Source organism: Vibrio litoralis DSM 17657 (assembly GCF_000426765.1).
Taxonomy (GTDB): Bacteria; Pseudomonadota; Gammaproteobacteria; order Enterobacterales; family Vibrionaceae; genus Vibrio; species Vibrio litoralis.
In genome coordinates this window covers 63,122-81,445 of record NZ_AUFZ01000001.1, presented here as the reverse complement: position 1 = coordinate 81,445, position 18,324 = coordinate 63,122, and the positions used below count along the sequence as shown (strand labels likewise).

The 18,324-nt window shown below is 42.1% G+C and carries 18 protein-coding genes; 10 read left to right on the top strand and 8 right to left on the bottom strand.

The features are described from left to right. Positions 1-599: 599 nt before the first annotated feature. The 3 genes from K358_RS0100395 to K358_RS17740 form a co-directional block, all read right to left on the bottom strand. Positions 600-3,719, bottom strand: coding sequence for a DUF748 domain-containing protein (locus tag K358_RS0100395; RefSeq protein ID WP_027694984.1), 3,120 nt, complete (start codon positions 3,717-3,719; stop codon positions 600-602). A gap of 256 nt (positions 3,720-3,975) precedes the next feature. Continuing rightward, on the bottom strand, positions 3,976-4,491 hold the full coding sequence (gene napF, locus K358_RS0100390) for a ferredoxin-type protein NapF (RefSeq protein WP_051241104.1): 516 nt from the start codon (positions 4,489-4,491) through the stop codon (positions 3,976-3,978). A 7-nt stretch (positions 4,492-4,498) separates the two neighbouring features. Further along, positions 4,499-5,131: a molecular chaperone TorD family protein gene (locus K358_RS17740; protein ID WP_051241103.1), complete on the bottom strand. Its 633-nt coding sequence runs from the start codon at positions 5,129-5,131 to the stop codon at positions 4,499-4,501. 145 nt (positions 5,132-5,276) lie between these two features. On the opposite strand from K358_RS17740, the gene K358_RS0100380 reads away from it, so the two are divergent. From K358_RS0100380 to K358_RS0100360, 5 genes are all read left to right on the top strand, one after another. After that, a complete protein-coding gene (locus K358_RS0100380; RefSeq protein WP_027694982.1) occupies positions 5,277-7,748 on the top strand; it encodes a DmsA/YnfE/YnfF family dimethyl sulfoxide reductase in 2,472 nt (823 codons plus the stop codon). Next, the gene (locus tag K358_RS0100375; RefSeq protein WP_051241102.1) at positions 7,745-8,410 is read left to right on the top strand and encodes a DMSO/selenate family reductase complex B subunit; all 666 of its coding nucleotides are present in this window, start codon (positions 7,745-7,747) and stop codon (positions 8,408-8,410) included. Before K358_RS0100380 ends, K358_RS0100375 begins: the two co-directional genes overlap by 4 nt. Next, a complete protein-coding gene (locus K358_RS0100370; protein ID WP_027694980.1) occupies positions 8,410-9,258 on the top strand; it encodes a dimethyl sulfoxide reductase anchor subunit family protein in 849 nt (282 codons plus the stop codon). The genes K358_RS0100375 and K358_RS0100370 overlap by 1 nt, the downstream gene beginning before the upstream one ends. Before the next feature lie 113 nt (positions 9,259-9,371). Beyond that, a complete protein-coding gene (locus K358_RS19125) occupies positions 9,372-9,485 on the top strand; it encodes a hypothetical protein (protein WP_156888654.1) in 114 nt (37 codons plus the stop codon). 270 nt (positions 9,486-9,755) lie between these two features. Next, on the top strand, positions 9,756-10,082 hold the full coding sequence (locus K358_RS0100360) for a hypothetical protein (RefSeq protein WP_038149357.1): 327 nt from the start codon (positions 9,756-9,758) through the stop codon (positions 10,080-10,082). A gap of 141 nt (positions 10,083-10,223) precedes the next feature. Here the strand turns inward: K358_RS0100360 and nhaC are convergent, their stop codons facing one another. Then, positions 10,224-11,660: a Na+/H+ antiporter NhaC gene (nhaC, locus tag K358_RS0100355; RefSeq protein ID WP_027694978.1), complete on the bottom strand. Its 1,437-nt coding sequence runs from the start codon at positions 11,658-11,660 to the stop codon at positions 10,224-10,226. Positions 11,661-12,033: 373 nt separating this feature from the next. Here nhaC and K358_RS0100350 point away from each other — a divergent pair, with 373 nt between their 5' ends. The 3 genes from K358_RS0100350 to K358_RS0100335 all read left to right on the top strand — a co-directional run bounded on the left by K358_RS0100350 (position 12,034) and on the right by K358_RS0100335 (position 14,886). Continuing rightward, positions 12,034-12,948, top strand: coding sequence for a DUF808 domain-containing protein (locus tag K358_RS0100350; protein WP_027694977.1), 915 nt, complete (start codon positions 12,034-12,036; stop codon positions 12,946-12,948). A 67-nt stretch (positions 12,949-13,015) separates the two neighbouring features. Next, on the top strand, positions 13,016-13,861 hold the full coding sequence (locus K358_RS0100345; RefSeq protein WP_027694976.1) for a hypothetical protein: 846 nt from the start codon (positions 13,016-13,018) through the stop codon (positions 13,859-13,861). A gap of 461 nt (positions 13,862-14,322) precedes the next feature. Further along, positions 14,323-14,886, top strand: a complete 564-nt coding sequence (locus K358_RS0100335) for a sugar O-acetyltransferase (RefSeq protein WP_027694974.1) — start codon at positions 14,323-14,325, stop codon at positions 14,884-14,886. A gap of 36 nt (positions 14,887-14,922) precedes the next feature. Here the strand turns inward: K358_RS0100335 and K358_RS0100330 are convergent, their stop codons facing one another. From K358_RS0100330 to K358_RS0100315, 4 genes are all read right to left on the bottom strand, one after another. Next, positions 14,923-15,285: a glutathione S-transferase N-terminal domain-containing protein gene (locus tag K358_RS0100330; protein ID WP_027694973.1), complete on the bottom strand. Its 363-nt coding sequence runs from the start codon at positions 15,283-15,285 to the stop codon at positions 14,923-14,925. Positions 15,286-15,442: 157 nt separating this feature from the next. Beyond that, the gene (locus K358_RS17735; RefSeq protein ID WP_083962711.1) at positions 15,443-15,700 is read right to left on the bottom strand and encodes a glutathione S-transferase N-terminal domain-containing protein; all 258 of its coding nucleotides are present in this window, start codon (positions 15,698-15,700) and stop codon (positions 15,443-15,445) included. Positions 15,701-15,717: 17 nt separating this feature from the next. Then, positions 15,718-16,074: a hypothetical protein gene (locus K358_RS0100320; protein ID WP_027694972.1), complete on the bottom strand. Its 357-nt coding sequence runs from the start codon at positions 16,072-16,074 to the stop codon at positions 15,718-15,720. A 95-nt stretch (positions 16,075-16,169) separates the two neighbouring features. Beyond that, complete coding sequence (locus K358_RS0100315) at positions 16,170-16,703, bottom strand: YaeQ family protein (RefSeq protein ID WP_027694971.1); 534 nt, start codon at positions 16,701-16,703, stop codon at positions 16,170-16,172. A 94-nt stretch (positions 16,704-16,797) separates the two neighbouring features. On the opposite strand from K358_RS0100315, the gene K358_RS17730 reads away from it, so the two are divergent. Continuing rightward, a complete protein-coding gene (locus tag K358_RS17730; protein ID WP_051241101.1) occupies positions 16,798-17,718 on the top strand; it encodes a DNA-3-methyladenine glycosylase family protein in 921 nt (306 codons plus the stop codon). 4 nt (positions 17,719-17,722) lie between these two features. Then, positions 17,723-18,238 carry a methylated-DNA--[protein]-cysteine S-methyltransferase gene (locus tag K358_RS17725; protein ID WP_038149355.1) on the top strand — a complete coding sequence of 172 codons (516 nt, stop codon included), beginning with the start codon at positions 17,723-17,725 and terminating at the stop codon, positions 18,236-18,238. Positions 18,239-18,324: the final 86 nt, after the last annotated feature.

Here is an 18,324-nt window from a genome sequence, read left to right as displayed (position 1 = left end):
GTGCGGGAATCTTGGGTAGATATTGCAACTGCAAGCGACAAAGACTAGTTCTTCCCCTTGGTAGATGATGTCACTTGGCAGCAGAAGTCGATATAAGGGGAAGCGGAGATGGGGTTGATCACACTAAACGCCTTTGGGGCAAAAATAAGCTACTCACATCAACCCTCCCTTGGCTGTAAATCTTGATGCCAAGTATTTTCATTGGTAAAGGGAGGGAGTTATTTGTGATCGCTTGTTGTGTAATGATATTAGCGTAAAAAAACACTGTAAATATTCAGCGCGTGATAAGTAGATTCCTGCTCTCGCTTAGGCTCGGCTGGAATGACGCTCTAATAATGTGCGGGGTCTAGCTTTCACGTAAATTTCATTCTTCATTTCTAGAATGACAAGTTTGAGGATAGATAAAACTACGGATCATTAACTGATTTAGGGCAATCTGTCAGATCTAGTTATATCGCAGACACTAAACTGGCAAATTATATCCAGACAAATTCATATTACTCATGTCCCCCAAAAAAAGCTCAAACTTCATTTGAAATTTGAGCTTTTATTATCGAGTTAACCGTAATCAAGTTCACCGTAGCTGAATGGCTTATCTATCAACTACCATCTAAAGATAACTCTGCAGAGCGATCTTCGGTTTTCAGTTTGGTCTTACTGTCTAGAATGAATATACGAGCTGGTTCAATTTTCTGAACATCGACTAAGTAGGCTTTGATTGCACGCGCGCGTTCTACCGCGAGGCTACCGAGTTCATCATGGTTAACATCTTGTACTTCAACCAATTGGTTATACATGCTGGCATTGAGTGCTTGCTCTAGAACGTCATCGTCAATGTCTTGTTTACCCGTTTCAGCTTTTAATTGCTCTTCTACTTTATCTTCTTCAGTACCAATACGGATATTGAATTGGTCTTTAAAGAGATCTTCTAAAGCGTCGGATAAATCACTATCAGCAGGGAAGTTATCGGCAGTTAAACCTTCAGGAATTGCATCATCCCCACTTTCTTTAAGTAGTAAGGTTTGCAGTTTTTGTTCGGCAATCGCTCTGGTATCTTCGGCTTCTTGAACAGAACCTACAATGCTGAGTTTTAGCTTTGGTCTTTCTTGTAGTGCCTTGGCAACGATATCCAACTTGCCTTGTTCTTCTCCGGTAATCATCGCTTTGCCAGCATCAAAGGTAATGTGGTTTAGTTCTTCATCGCTGCCAGCAAGCCCTGCAATCATCGAGAAAGGCGAGGTGACGGCTTTGGTGATGACATTAGCAAATGCTCCCCATATCACACTACCAAAGCTAAAGTCGGGAGCATTGACATCACCGGTCACTTGAACGCCTAAATCAATCACGCCGTTGCGATCTTGCAGTAGTGCAATCGCAAGTGATAACGGTAGGCTAGTCGCGAGATCAGAATCACTTGGTTCACCTAATTTTAACTGGTCAATTACCATGTGGTTTTCACCAATTAAGTGGTTGTTTTCCAATTGATATTTTAGAGCAAGAGATAGCTGACCTTTATCAATGTAATAACCAGCATAGGTCCCTGAGTATGGGTTTATTGAAGTGAGTTCTACACTCTTAAAGATGAAATCTAAGTCCAAATACGGGTTTTTAATCAATGGGTTAATATCACCTTTTAAGGTAACCGGTGCGTATTTATTGATTTTGCCTTTTAGGTCTACGCTTGCTTTGGTGCCTGGCGTGGATGATAAGTGTCTAATCGAGCCATTAAGTGATTCAATCCCAGAGGCGAAGCTTGGCGTTAATGAATAATCGGCAAAGTAAGCGGAACCATTGCTGATATTGATGCTACCGACATCCACAGAGTAGGGCTTGCTGTTTTGGCTGCTTGAAGTATTTTTTGATGCAGAAGCTGGTTGAGGCTTAACCAAGCTACCAATGTTGGTGCGCTGTTGTTTATCAATCAATACTTTGCTGTAAAGAGAGTTAAAGTTAACCGAATTGATTTTGATGCTCTTTTGTCCAAGATCGAAACGCAGGTTATTCACTGCCATGTTCGACCATTGGATCAGTGGTTGATATTCCAATTTATCGCGCACTAGTAAGCTAGCAATATTAGTTTGTCCTGTAAACGTCGCATTGCCCTCAGTGTCGGCGCTGTATTGACCTTTGGTGGATAACTTACCATTTTGCAAGCGCACATTGAGGTAGGGGTCGATATAGGCTTGGAATTGGCTTAGCTCAAGTTGATCTAGGTTGATATCACCCTTAAAGGTAAGATCTTTGGCATTAATTTTACCTTGGCTAGAGAAACTGCCTCGGGTGTGATCAAGTGGGCTTTTCACCCATGAGTTCACTTCTAAATTAACATCGTAATCAATCGGCTGAGATAAATCGCTAATGATGTTATTAGCTTCAATATTTAAAGGGTTGATGCGCCAATGTACGCCACTACTGACCATTTTCTCGTTGATATTAATATTGGTATTGATCATGGCGAATTTATGTAAACGTACGACCCAAGGAGAGGCATTTTGAGTAGATTGTTTGGTGACGGTTACGCTTGGTTGCACAACTTCTTCTGATTCTGCTGTCGGCTCGATTTTATCTGTATCGGCTGCTTTGACACTTACGGTAGGTTTTGGCGCTTCTTGTTTTGGTGTGAATAAACGTTGTAGATCGAGCCCTTGCTTGTTGACTAGTGCATCAATCCATAGGCCATCGAGGGTTAGCGCGGCGATATCAATAGCATGTTGTTTGTTACCTAGGGCAATATTATCTAGCGTTAAACTCGGTAGTGTAATTTTGTCTTTTTCACCGTCAGTGAAATTGAGATCTAATAGTTCAAAACGACCCTTACTGGTTGAGTAATCAAAGCGAGTCGGTTCATTTTTCGCTTGGAATTCAGTTGAGAAGTTGAATTTACCGCTAGTCAGCTTGGCATCCAGTTGCTTTTCAGCAAACGGCCAGAAATTCGATAGCGTAATATTGTTCATGCCCAACTTGCCTTCGATAGCAAAAGGTTCAAATTGGAACTTACCTTCTAGATCCAACGCGCCATTATCTGCGCCAGTTACATTGATGGCGAAGTGGTTTTGTTGATCTGAGCTAGAAGAATCCTGTATGTCGGCTTTGGCAAAAGTCTGTGCTTGAGAGTCCAAACGCGGCAAGCGGATATTTAAGCCTTGGTATTTTAAATGTGCGCCAGTTGGGTTATCGATAAAATCGAATTGGCCGTTGATCAGTTGAATATCACGCGCGTGAAACGGAGGAAGGCCAGAAGAAGGCTCATCAGTTGCTTTGGTTTCTTCTGTTGGTTTTGAAGCGTTAGCAACAGATTCAATAATATCGGTAAAGTTGAAGTTACCTTGGTTATCGACACGCACCATCTTTACATCAGGCTGTTGTAAGTGCAGGTGATCTAAGCTCGGTGTTAGGTGTAATACACTGCGCCAGAAACCAATTTGTAGATCTAAGTGCTCAAAGCTGACAAAAGATTGGCTATCATTCGCTTCTTTAATTTCAAACCCATCGACTCTAAAGCGTAATAAAAATGGGTTAATGCGGACTTTTTCAATATTCACTTGTCTGCCAAGTAATTCAGAAAGTGCCGTTGGTACTTGTGATTGAACCACAGCAGGAACAATTAACCCTAATATAAGAGCGTAAGTCGCATAAGCTAGGCCTAAATAGGATGTAATTCGAATAGAACGAGGGGCTTGTTTAAAGCGAGAACAAGCAGTTTTGGCAAAGCTGAGCATGCGAGGTGTGTATCCTATAACGGTTCAATTTCAAAGGGCAGGCATCAAGCAACAAAATGTACTTTCAAATGCCTGTTTGAAGAGTGGCTATTATATCGCTCAATTGATAATAACAAAGGTGTATTTGTAGGTTTTTCCTAGTGCGGTGTCAGGTTTTTGTTACAACAAAGGCCGAAAAGACAGAGTGAGAGCAATAATGTTTCCTTTGTGTTAAATAAAGGTAGCCAAGGTTGATTATGGTTGAGAGGTGAGTCATTTATCTCAACTGAATCGCACCAATAAAGCAGTCACTTTTACAGATCCCGCAGCCAGCGCATTTGTTGATATCAATGCTCGGGATTTGACTGTCTTTCCATTCCAAAGCCTGGCTTGGGCAAGATTGCGCGCATGAATCACAATAGCCATAAAGGTTAATACAGGTTTCAGATGCTTTTGCTCGTAGCCCGGTATCTTGCTGTTTGTTGGATAACGCAATCGTCGGACAAGCGGTTTGGCATTTACCACACAAGGTGCAATGAGAATATTCGACATCTAACGTTGGAAAGCCGTTTTCCATACGAATAATAGACTCTGGGCAAACCTTTTCACATTCCCCACATTGATTGCACAAACGAGTAAAAATATCTTCATCGACCGCAGTAGGTGGTCGAGGTACGGTGCGTTGTACTTTCTCTTCAACTTTTGCTGCTTGATAGCTGCGTTTCGCCATGCCGGTAAATAAGGCACGGCGGCTTGGTTGCGGTTCTTGTGTTTTAATCTTACGTTCAGTCATTGGCTTATTACTGCGCAATTTTAAAGTGAATCTTTCTTGGTTTTACGGTTAAGTTAAATGCCGTTTGTAGATCATTTAATAAGGTTTGCGTCAGCGCGATGGCTTGTGCGTAAGCTGGCTCAGAAATCAATGGTGCAACTTGTCGTAAGTAATGCGGCGTCCAAGGTAGTAAGTGATAACTTAATAGTTCATCTAATGCAGATGATATTTCATCGGTGGTTTGGTTTTCAAGTAATTCGCCCAACGTCATTAGCATTAAGCCAATGTGATCGAGTGGATCATTATTGTGGGTTTCAAATTCAAAACCTTGCTGCACTAAAAACTGCTTATATTCAGAAGTCGATTCACCAAATAGCACACACTCACGATCTAAATACACCGAACCCCAAGGTGGCACTGGCATATCACCAATACCTGAAAAAAATTCATCGTGAGCCATATTTAAAGAGTCGATATCGGCACGGTTAAATTGATCAAGTACGCTTTGAAACATTTTAATCAAAGCACTGCTTTCTTGTGATTCGACCTGTAAAGCTAAGACTCGGTCTAGGCCATTGTCGCTAAATTCACTTGGTCGGAAATAGATTAACGCGCCAAGAATTTTGGTGATTAATGCAGATTCTGTGTAAAAATTCGTCATTTTAAAGTGTGCTCTATATCTCATTCTAAGTGGCACGTAATATACGTTGAATAGAGTCGACAGACTTTGATTTAGAACAAAGTACCTCTATAGGGGTAAGTCCATAATCACGGCCATCACTCGAAGTATAAAATGAGGAAAAGTCGTGTCAGTTAATAATAAACAGACAAATAAGAACGACGCATTTGCAGTCACACGTCGTGGCTTTGTCAAAGGTAGTGCCGCGTTAGGTGCCCTAGCAACTGTGACTAGTGGCTTAACATTACCGTTCAGCAAAAAAGCGCTTGCGATTGAAACTCCAGCGAAACCAGATGAAAAAATCGTATGGTCGGCATGTACCGTAAACTGTGGTAGCCGTTGTCCATTACGTATGCATGTGGTTGATGGTGAAATTAAGTGGGTTGAAACTGACAACACTGGGCTAGATGAGTTTAATAACTCTCACCAAGTGCGCGCGTGTTTGCGTGGTCGCTCTATGCGTCGCCGCGTATATAACCCTGATCGCTTAAAATACCCTCTAAAACGTGTTGGTAAACGTGGCGAAGGTAAATTCAAACGCATCAGCTGGGATGAAGCGCTAGATACAATTGCAGCAAGTCTGGATGACACGATTAAAAATTATGGCAATGATGCCGTTTATCTTAACTACGGTACAGGTACGCTTGGCGGTACGGTTACCAAAAGTTGGGATCCAAGCTCAACACTGATTGCACGCTTAATGAACCTAAAAGGTGGCTACTTAAACCACTATGGTGATTACTCGGCAGCCGCGATCGAATGTATGACCGATTTCTTTTATGGCGGTTGGGTTGCTAACAACAGCATGGATGATATTCAAAATGCTGATCTTGCTATTTTCTTTGGTAATAACCCTGCTGAGACGCGTATGTCTGGTGGCGGCCAAACGCATAACTATGTAGAAGGTCAGCAAAAGAACCGTACTCGCACCATTATTATCGATCCTCGTTACACCGATACGGCTGGTGGCCGTGAAGACCAATGGGTTCCATTACGTCACGGTACCGATGCCGCATTATGTGCAGCGATTGCGCATGTACTGATCACGGAAGATAAAGTCGACCAAGCATTCCTAGACACTTACTGTGTTGGTTATGATGCGAAGACTCTACCTGCATCAGCACCAAAAAATGGTAGCTATAAAGATTACATCCTAGGTAACGGCAACGATAAAACGCCTAAGACGCCTGAGTGGGCGGCACCAATTACGGGTGTACCAGCAGAAGATATCATCAAACTGGCGCGTGAAATTGGTAATGCTAACCGCATCTATATCACTCAAGGTTGGGGCTTACAACGTTCTGCAAGCGGTGAGCAAGCATGTAAAGCGATCGGTATGCTTTCTCTACTTCGTGGTCAAGTTGGCCTACAAGGTGGTGGTACTGGTATGCGTGAAGGCGACCATAGCTACCCATTCCAACGTTTCCCGAAAATACCCAACCCAGTTAAAGCGTCTATCCCAATGTTCTTATGGACGGATGCAATTTACCGTGCACACGAAATGACCGACAAAACTGACGGTATTCGTGGTGTTGAGCGTCTGCAAAATCCAATCAAATTTATCTGGAACTATGCAGGTAACTGTTTGATTAACCAACACTCAGACATCAACCGTACTCATAAAATTCTGCAAGATGAAAAAGCGTGTGAAATGATCGTCGTGATCGATAACCACATGACCTCATCTGCAAAATATGCCGATATTGTACTGCCAGACTGTACCACTTCTGAGCAATCGGATTTCTGTATGGATGGCGCAGCAGGTTCAATGCCGTACTTCATCTTTGCAAGTCAAGCGATCAAACCGCGTTTTGAATGTCGTCCAATTTACGACATGTTGTCTGATCTGGCGAAGCGCTTAGGCGTAGAAAAAGAATTCACCGAAGGCCGTACTCAAGAAGAATGGTTACAGTGGATGTACGCACAAACGGTGAAGCAAAATAACGATGCAGATCTACCGGATTACGACACTATGCGTAAGCAAGGTATCTACAAGAAACAACATGATCGTCCTTATGTTGAACTTGAAGACTTCCGTAAAGATCCAATTGCCAACCCATTACCGTCACCATCGGGCAAAATTGAAATCTACTCTGAGCAGTTAGCAAACATCGCAGCGACTTGGGAATTAGATGAAGATGAGCACATTACACCAATCCCTGAATACCACCCAACGTTTGATGGCTGGGATTCACCGAAGCGTGAAAAATTCCCACTGCAAATGACGGGTTTCCACTACAAAGCTCGCGCTCACTCAACTTACGGCAACGTCGAGTTATTGAAAGCGGCGGCACCACAAGAAATTTGGATTAACCCAATGGATGCCGAGCCTCGTGGCATTAAAAATGGTGACCTAGTTCAGGTAGAAAGTGAATTCGGTAAGTTGCAAGTGTGCGCCAAAGTCACACCACGCATCATCCCTAATACGACTGCGCTTAGTGAAGGTGCTTGGTATGCGCCAAACCGTGAAGGTACCGACATGAATGGTTCAATTAACGTATTGACTACCGCACGTCCAACTCCACTGGCAAAAGCGAATCCATCGCACACTAACCTAGTTGAAATTAAACTACTGAAAAGCATGGGAGTTAAGGCATGAGCGTAACGACTTCATCTGGTGCTAACTCGCCAGTAAATGTAAAAAAACAATACGGCTTCTACATTGATTCAAGTAAATGTACTGGCTGTAAAACTTGTCAGCTTTCATGCAAAGACAACAAAGACCTAGACGTTAAGCGTAACTTCCGTCGTATTTACGAATATGTTGGTGGTAACTGGTCTGAAAACAACGGTGTTTACCGTCAAGATGTATACGCCTATTACCTATCGATTGCGTGTAACCATTGTTCAAATCCTGCTTGTACTAAGGTTTGTCCATCTGGCGCGATGCATAAGCGTGAAGAAGATGGTTTAGTGGTGGTAAATGAAGAAGTATGTATCGGTTGTAAATACTGCCACATGGCTTGTCCTTACGGCGCACCACAATACAGCGAAGAAAAAGGTCACATGACGAAGTGTGATGGTTGTCATGAGCGTGTTGCGGAAGGCTTAATGCCAGTTTGTGTGGATTCATGCCCACTACGTGCGATTGAGTTTGGTCCAATTGATGAGTTACGCGCTAAATACGGTAACAACGCAGATTGTGCGCCACTACCAGATTCCCGCTTAACCAGTCCAAACCTTATCGTGAAGTTAAACCCGAATGCGAAACCATTAGGGGATACTTCAGGCTTCTTACAAAATCCGAAGGAGGTGATCTAATGCACTTTTTAGAACTCCCTTTAGTTATCTTTACCGTATTAGCCCAATGTGCGGTTGGCGCTTACCTATTAGTGAGCACTCGCTTAATGTGTGTGACTGGTGAAGATGAAAGTAAGAATCTAGCGATTAAAGCTTTATTCTTTGTGTTGGGCTTTATGGCGATTGGTTTCGCTGCATCGACGCTACACTTAGGCTCACCATTGCGTGCGTTTAACTCGTTTAACCGTGTTGATGCATCTGGTCTATCGAATGAGATCTTAACCGGTTCAATTTTCTTCGCCATTGCTGGTATCTACTGGTTAACCGAAGTGTTGAACCTTGGTACTCGTTCACTACGTACCGGTTTACGTCACCTAGGTTCTCTAGCGGGTGTGGTTTTCATGGCGGCAATGATCAAAGTGTATTTGATCAACACCGTGCCGTTATGGGATAGCATCTACACGCCAATCGAGTTCACGTTTACCGTGATCACCGCTGGTTTATTGTTTGGTTACGTATTGCTGAATGCCTTTGATGTGCGCTCAGTAAAATCAAACAAAATCATTGCTGGCGTAGGCGTATTACTGATTGCTGTGCACTTTGTAGTGATGATTTCTCGCGTGTTGGATTTCTCAACGGTCGTGACATCGATTCACCAAGGCACAACAGTATTAACTGAATACTCAAGCATGATCATGACGCAATGTGTATTGATGTTAATTGCGGCGGTATTGTGGTCAGTATCGGCTCACCAAGAAAACAACAAAGTACGCTTTTATAGCTTACTGGCTTTAGTCGCGTTAATTGGCGCAGAAATTTTTGGCCGCGGTGTGTTCTACGGTATGCACTTTACCTTTGGCTTGATTTAATCAAAAATCGGCCAAAGTAAAATATAAACATTAAACCCCTGGAGCTGAAAGTTTCAGGGGTTTTTTACATATCCAATAAGGCTACTTAGGTATTATTATAAGTAACCGTTAGTATCGGCGCTTCGGTGATTGTGAGTGGTGATGAAAAACGTGGTCTAGTGAAACGAGTCGATGAGGCGCTTTATAAAGCTAAAGAAAGTGGACGTAATCGCTCTCACTTTGCGTGATTTATCGTTAGTTGACGGTTAAAAAAACATCTCAATGTGAGGCTGCTGAAAGAATTTTTAGCGCCCTAATTTTATATTAAAAAGCTCTACTTTCTTCAAATCGAGACTAGGTAAGGGCTGTAGAAGCATCAAAAAATAGTTCACCTTTTCTTGTTCAAGTTTTTCGATGATCTAGTGCAGGTTAATGCAGTTTATTGTGATGAAAATCACGCTATCATTAGTTTGGTAAATGAGTTCAATACAGAATTTGTTTTAAGAAAGGAGCTAATTATGAAATTGTTATCTACAACACTGCTTGCGACTTCTTTAGTGTTAAGTTCAGCAGCAATGGCTTCTACTTCAAACGGAATTAACCTCAGTGTGAATTCTCACACTGGTGATCAAGCGGTAGTTAAGGTGACCCAGGATGGTGAACCGCTAGCAAACTACCCAGTAGAAATTAAAGGTTTTGGTCCTAAACAAGCAATGACCGATGAGAATGGTATGCTTGTGGTGAGTAATGTAGCCGGATCCGGTATGAATTATGTTTTCACGGTTCAAGATGAGCAAGGGAACAAAATTTCAGAAGATGCGTTTTTAGCGAATAAACGTCGTTAATACGGTCTTGATAAATCAATGACTTAGTAAGTTAATGAAAAGTCACTGCGATAAAAATGCCGCTAACTTTCTTTTGGAGTGATCCTTTGAAGTTAGCGGCATTTCTGTTTTTATACCTTTCTGGTAGATATTTAATCTAGGCTAAGAGACTGTTTGCGGTTTTAGTTCAACCGTTTCTTCTTGATCTGCTTGTGCAATTGGCTCACATTTATCGACGAACCAACCCATATAAGAACATAGAATTGTCATGAAGATACAAATAAAGCTTAGCCACATGAAAGGTGCATAGGATAGAGTAGCAACCCCTAAAATACTCGCCATGTAGATACCATTATCACTCCAAGGCACCATGCCTGAGGTTAATGTGCCACCGAATTCTGCATTACGAGAAAGGTTCTTACGTTGGTAGCCTAAGCGGTCGTAGTTCTTGGCACAAATCTTAGGTGTCAGAATCAAAGACACATACATTGCCGAGCCAAATACGTTCCCCATAAAGGCCGTTGCAATAGTGCTAGAGGCAAGAGAACCCGCGCTTTGAATACGTTTTTCGAATAGTTTGGCTACTGTTTCTAATAGACCAACCTTATCAAGTAGGCCACCAAAGCCTAAACCAAACACAATCACAGCCACTGAGCCAAGCATTGAAGACATGCCGCCGCGGTTTAAGATTGCATCAATGAAATCAACGCCAGAGCTAATGCTGTAAGGTGCCCATGCGGTATTGAATGCGGTTAAGAAATCAATATCTTGCACATACACGGCCCACACGATACCCAGTAGAGAGCCAAAGCTAATCACTGGGAATGACGGCATACGCATCGCCAGTAAACTAAGAACTATAATTACCGGCACAAAGGAAAGTGGGGTAATAGTAAATTGTTGCTCCATAGCCGTGATCACGCCTTGAACCTGTGACATGTCCACTTTGCCCGCATAGTGAAAGCCAAATGCGGTAAACAGCACACCAGTAATGATATAGCTGATCAGGGCAATCGGAAGCATACCTTTGATGTGTTCCATGACTTCTACGTTCGACATAGAAGACGCCAAGATCACAGAGTCAGACAGCGGCGACATTTTGTCACCAAAGTAACAACCAGAAAGCACCGCACCAGCGGTAATTGGAGCAGGAACGCCCAGACCTTGCCCGATACCCATCATCGCAATACCAGCTGTACCTGCTGAGCCCCAAGAGGTACCCGTAGCAAGAGCGGTTAATGAACAAATGATCATGGTCGCTAGAAGGAAAATAGAAGGGTGGATTGCTTTCAGACCATAATAAATAATGGTTGGAACGATACCGCCAGAGATCCAGGTGCCGACAAGGGCACCCACGGCCAGTAAGATCAGTACAGCACCTAAGCCGTTTGAAATTCCACCTAAAGCAGCTTTTTCTAAATCTTTGTATTTATGGCCAAGATAGGTACCTAAACCGATGATGATAAACCAACCGATATAAAGCGCGAGTTGGATAGGAAGGTTTAACTTAGCAGTAAAAGAGAATGCCAGTAATAAGAACAGTCCTAGAGAAATAAAGACTTGTGTCAAACTGGGTAAGCGCGTTGGCTGATACGTCATTGTCGCCTCTAATTAATGTTATACATTCGGAATAGTCGATTCCTACCGGTTTCAAAAAGACGCCGGTAATTTTAAAGGCCTGCACTTTACATGAAGTTTCTGAATATATCGAAAATAACCGATGATAATGTGATTTTAATCTGTCAAATTTAGTTTTGTTGATATTTACTGTTGTTTATTTGCTCGTATTTGAAGTTTTTGTTAACTCTATGATGTGTTTTTGTTTTTAAAGAAGAGAGGGGAATGTTATTGGATTCACCACGCTAGGCTTATACTTAAGTGACTTCAAGATGTTGAAACTCACACCTTGAAGTTACTTGGGTATAGATTCAGTGGTAAAGTGCGAGTTAAAAGATTAAAGAGAAGGTACAACATGGCTGGTTTAAGTTTATTAACGTTATTAGATGATATTGCATCAGTGTTAGATGATGTCGCAGTCATGTCTAAAGTGGCGGCTAAAAAAACAGCCGGTGTACTTGGTGATGATTTAGCGCTAAATGCTCAGCAGGTAACGGGTGTGCGAGCGGAACGAGAAATTCCAGTAGTATGGGGCGTGGCGAAAGGTTCTTTTCGCAATAAGTTGATTTTAGTGCCATCGGCATTGATTGTGAGTGCGCTAGCCCCTTGGTTGATCATGCCGGTTTTGTTACTCGGTGGCTTATATCTTTGTTATGAAGGTGCAGAGAAAGTTCTCGAAAAGTATCTGCCGCATCACCACCATGTTGAGCAAGAGAATGCAGAAGCCGTTCCACAAGACCTTGTGGCTTACGAGAAAAAGAAAATTAAAGGTGCCATACGTACCGACTTTATTCTTTCATTAGAAATTATAGTGATTGCGTTAGGTATCGTTCAAGGGCATCCACAACTGACGCAAATTGTCGTGGTGAGTTTAATCGCCTTTATGATGACGTGCGGTGTGTACGGCTTAGTGGCAGGGATTGTAAAGCTAGATGATCTAGGTTTTTACTTACAACGAAAAAGTGAAGGCCAAGGCATTATGAATTCAATCGGTAATGGCCTTGTAGCTACTGCGCCTAAGTTAATGAAAGTATTAACGGTAGTCGGAACCGTCGCGATGTTTTTAGTCGGTGGCGGTATTATCGAACATACTATTCCTGCGGTGCATCATTTGACGGATGGCATGATCCAATCGGTCGTGAGTTTGCCAGTTGTAGGCTCTGTACTGCCATTTGTTATCACTGGCGTGCTTGGATTGGCGGCTGGCGCGGTATTAGTGGGGGTGTTTACTTTACTTGGTAAGGTAAAAGCGAGCATCACAAGTCAATAATCAGAGTCTACAAATCTATAAATACCAACTATCCTTACTAGATAAGTTCTAGGTTTAGGAGGGCGTGATGAAAGGAGTAATTGCGCCTGATGCTAGCTATTGGAAAGCTGCAACCTTGCTGTTGATCATAACAGCACTAGGTTGCAGTACTTCGCCTTCACCACCTTCGGATACTCAAGCAGAACCTCGTTCTCAAAGCGAATTACCACAAACCTCTTCAGCGCAGTCTAATCTGCTTACCCCTACCACGTTAACCTCACCAGAAATTGAAGCGATGCAAGCGGTGAAGCGCCACTGTCAGCTGATCGATACAACACTCGACTTTCCGGTTTACTGTGAATTGGATACCCAATCAGATACCTACCAACTCAGCTTGTCTTTTAATCATTACGATAGTTCTCAGCGATATTTGATGGTGTTATCTCATGGGCTAATCTCACCCTACTGCCGCGCAGTGAATTTACATGAAGTTGAGGGTAGTGTGATGATAACGATCTTTGCGACCCAAATTCAGCGCCAGTACGATTGCCGCAAAAAGCATTGGCAAGACTGGCAGCCAATCTCAAAGCCTACCCATTCACCATTTGTTGTGTTTCTAAACCAATGCCGTACATGGGATGAAGATCACCCTGACGCTTTTCACTGCAATGTTGACTGGTATGAATACGTTCCAATACTCGTGTTTACCTTTGCTGACATGCAGTCGGTCAGTGAGTTAAGCACCGGCCAGACCAATACCTTCATTCAATCGTTTTGCCAATCCGGTTTAAAAGAGTTTGGAGATGCTTTGTATCTACTTGAGGTGCCGAGTTTTAATTTAGCAAAAATGAAGCACTGCGGTTCAGAAACCGAAACAGAATGGTTTGCGATTGATTCAGAAACCGGGCCAACTTCGGCGAATAATGTGATTTAGGGGAAGGTAGCTTGAATCATTTACAGAAAATTGACTCCTTTGTCGCAAAGTTAGCTTGTTTGATATGAGTGTGGTTGCTTGTTATTTGAACTAAAATATTATGCTTTTAATAAGAGGCATTTTTTAGTGTTTATATTGGTAGTTCAATGAAAATATTAATCTTTATCACCACAGTCATAATAGCGAAATATTTAGGCTCTCAAGTTGGCTTATCTTACAACATCATTTCAGATCCATTTAATTTTAAGCTCGCGATATTAGATTTGGTTTTGTATGTTTCAGTTTATTTCGTACTGACGTTTTTATATAACAAGATTAAAGCCTTTGTAGGTAATAATTAGTCATACAAGCAACTTGAATGGAAGTGCCAAGAGCGTTAATTTGGGTTTAGAGTTTGTCACCATAATGGATGCTCATTTAATTGGGCGTGATGTGTACATTGGGACTGGAGTCCACATTTAATGTCAGAAAAAGAAAAAATGTTAGCTGGTAAGTTTTATGACCCAAATGACGAAGAGCTATTAAAGTTAAGATTGAAAGCTAGATTGCTAACTGAAGAGTTGAATAAAACTTCTGTTGAGTTTCAACAAAAACGTGTCGAAATAATTAATCATCTGTTTGGTACAACAGGTGACAATATTCATATTGAATCTTCTTTTAATTGTGACTACGGATCTAATATTCATGTTGGTGATAACTTTTATGCTAATTTTGGCTGCGTGATTTTGGATGTTGCGGAAGTAAAGTTTGGTAATAACTGTTTACTTGCACCTCAAGTGGGAGTTTATACAGCGACACATCCCTTAGACCCAATCGAGAGGAATAGTGGTCTAGAACTAGCAAAGCCAATAAACATTGGTGACAACTGTTGGATAGGTGGTCATGCGGTTATCAACCCAGGTGTAACTCTTGGTGACAATGTAGTGGTCGCCTCTGGTGCTGTGGTAACAAAGAGTTTTGGAAACAACGTTTTAATTGGTGGTAACCCAGCTAGAGTGTTGAAAGTAATTTGTGCCGATAACTAGCCGAGCGATAAACCACTCGGCTAACAGCATATTAATTTACGCTTGTGCAATCTCTTGCTCTAAATATTGGATGATGTCATTCGACTCATACATCCAGGTTACTTCACCTTCTTTTTCAATACGTAGGCAAGGTACTTTCACGCGGCCACCACCATCGAGTAGGGTTTGACGGTGCGGTTCGGTTTTGGCATCTCTTAATTCAATATTTAAGCTATTACGTTTCATTGCTCGGCGAACTTTGACGCAAAATGGGCAGGCATCAAATTGGTAAAGCGCGAGCTGTTGAGTTCGCTCATTGATAACTTGTTGAGCTTCTGGGGTGCGCTTTACGCCGCGTGGTGAAAAGATAAAGTTGAGTAATAAAATGATGCGACCAAGGATCCAGCGAATAACGGCCATGTTAGTGTCCTTTTGATGATGTTGGAGAGTGGGCGGCATAATAAAGCAAGTGTTGGATATTCAAAAGTGAATACCAAAAACTTGTGTTACAAGGCACAAAAAAAGCTGACCTAATGAGTAAGATAAGGTCAGCTTTTCAAATATATAAATAGCTTAATTACAACGCTTTAATGTAATCAATAATTGCGTCTGATTCGTACATCCAAGTTACTTCGCCCGCTTTCTCGATGCGTAGACATGGCACTTGTCCTTTACCGCCACCGTTGATTTGCTCTTCACGGTAGTCTGGATTTTTGCGAGTATCACGCAACTCAAGCTCTACACCTAATTCAGCCATTGCACGACGTACTTTTTGACAAAATGGGCAAGTTTCGAAGTGGTATAACGCCAGCCCTTGAGTGTTTTTCTCAGTCATCATTCTCTCCTAAGAGTTTAAATTTTAATATTGCTTAACCCAATCAAATCGATATAGGCACTATTACATTTATATTTGGTTGATAGCTCATCTTCCGCTTTAAACTTAGACACGCCTTGGTCGCGAGAAATTTCAGCTAACCTGTCATTCACTAATGCTTTATATGTTTCACTGTGGCTATACCATTGAAATTCATAGTTTTTAATCAAATAAGCACCGATTTTATAGCTGTCTTCGGTATGAAGGTAACTACACACAAAATAGCGAGTGACATCTGAGTCAGAGAGCCTTTCATCGGTGGCGGCGTGGCTAGAAAAAGCCAGCATAAAAGAAAAGCTGATAGCGAAAAGGCGAACCATTAATGAGCGAAGCATCCGTGTTCCTTAATATGAAATGAGTTCATCGGGTTTCTAGGTTCATCATATCAAACAAGTGAATTAAAAAACCATTACCGACTTACATTACGTCGTTATTCTTGCAAGGTTTCCCAGCTAATTTCACATTGCTTATCATCACTTGAGACATAAGCTGTATTGCCCGACAACATCACCCCTAAATCTAAGGTTCTGGCGGTCATTTGGCTGAATGCTTGAATGCCTTGATGTTCTAAGCGCACGATAGTGGCATTGAGTTGAGCAAATTTAGATTGATTTTGCTTCCACCACACATCTGATTTGGTATTAAAGCTGTATACTTTTACTTGTTTAGCAAGGCGCGTGGCTTTCTTAATGCGCTCAGGATCTGGCTCACCGGCTTCAATCCAAAGCTCGATTTGATCATCTAATGTCTTTAGCCAAATATCCGGTTCTTCAATGCTTGATAAGCCTTTGGTGAATTGAAGATCTTGGCTAGCATTAAGACAAAAAGCGATGAGGCGAGCCATCATACGCTCTTCACTTTCTGAAGGGTGTTGCGCGATAGTCAGATTAAAAGAATCATAGTAATCACGATTCATATCAGTAAGTGCGATGCGGAACTTGTATATAGTGGGTTTTAAAGCCATGAGAAATCAACATTAGAAAAAGGGTAGTATACCCAAGTAACTTCAAGATGATAGCTCTGAATCTTGAATATATCGTTAACCGCCAAGGATTCAAATGTCATCGTTAAACCTTTTAGATTTACAGCAGCGTCATTTCCATATCACTTGTCCGGCAGGCTTTGATTATGATTTTATGCTCGATTTTCTTCGCCCACGGATTATCGAAGGTGTTGAATGCGTCACTCAAGGCAAATACGCTCGCAGTTTCCATTTTGAACAACCGTACACAGCTGACGGCTATACAAATGGCTATTTTGAAGTGGAATACCAAACAGTAGAGAATGCGCTGGTGGTTAAAGTCGTGTGTGATGATGATCTTGGTTTTGATATCGTGCAGCAACGTGTCCGTTTTATGTTTGATCTTGATACCGATATGCAAGCCATCGAGCGACAATTACAATCAGACTCAGTGTTACAGCGAGGGTTTGTCGATAATCGAGTGCCTCGCATGCCTAAAGCGTTTGATTCTTTTGAGTTTTGTATTCGAGCGATTCTCGGCCAGCAAGTATCGGTAAAAGTGGCAACGACATTGGCGAAGCGCATCGCACATTCTACTCAATTAACAACTCCAGAGAGCTTTCCTGCTGGTATCGATTTCTTTTTTCCTCAGTGTGATGATTTACTTCACCACACCTTTGATGGTTTAGGGTTAACTTCATCTCGGATTGCTACCTTACAAGTAGTGATTAGCGCGCTAAGAAATGAGGTTATCTCTTTGGACAAGGCGCAAGTATTTGAAGATTTCCTCGAACAATGGACGGCCTTAAAAGGCGTTGGCCCTTGGACGGCAAACTATCTGGCAATGCGCGGCTTAGGTATTCAAGACAGTTTTCCAGATAAAGATCTTGGGGTATTAAAAGCATTGCTCACTAGTGATAAGTACCCCACGAGAAAAGCCGTTTTACAGCAAGCAAAAGCGTGGCAGCCATATCGAGCCTACGCTACATTATGTTTATGGAATGGATTAGGACATTAAGCCAATGACAACCAAAACCGATAACACTTGGTACTACCAAACTTTTGCTACTCAATCTTGTGATGTCACCTTGGTTGGCAGCGATGATGGTTTGCATATTTTGCATTTAGAAACCGGAGCCGGAAAAAAAGATGGCTTTAAAGTCGAGCCTAATTGGGTAGAAGACCCAACGCGCTTTGCTGATGTGAAAGAGCAAGTGATCGAATACTTTGCAGGCCAGCGAGTAGAGTTTAATTTCACCACGCCACTAAAGCCCTTAGGAACCGATTTTCAGCAAAGCGTTTGGCATGCGTTAAACCAAATCCAAACCGGCAGTACATGTCGTTATATGGATATCGCACAACAAATTAATAATCCCAAAGCGGTACGTGCAGTTGGTGCGGCGATAGGGCGCAATCCCATTCCGATTATTATTCCTTGTCACCGAGTTGTCGGCGCCGATGGTAGTTTAACGGGCTTTGCTCACGGGCTGGATATGAAGCGAATGCTGCTTAATCTTGAGGGCTGTAAAGTAGCCTAGTAACGAGTATTACGTATAAAAACTAACGCATAAAAAATTAAAGCCACTAACGATTAGATAATAAATCGTTAATGGCTTTTGAGTTT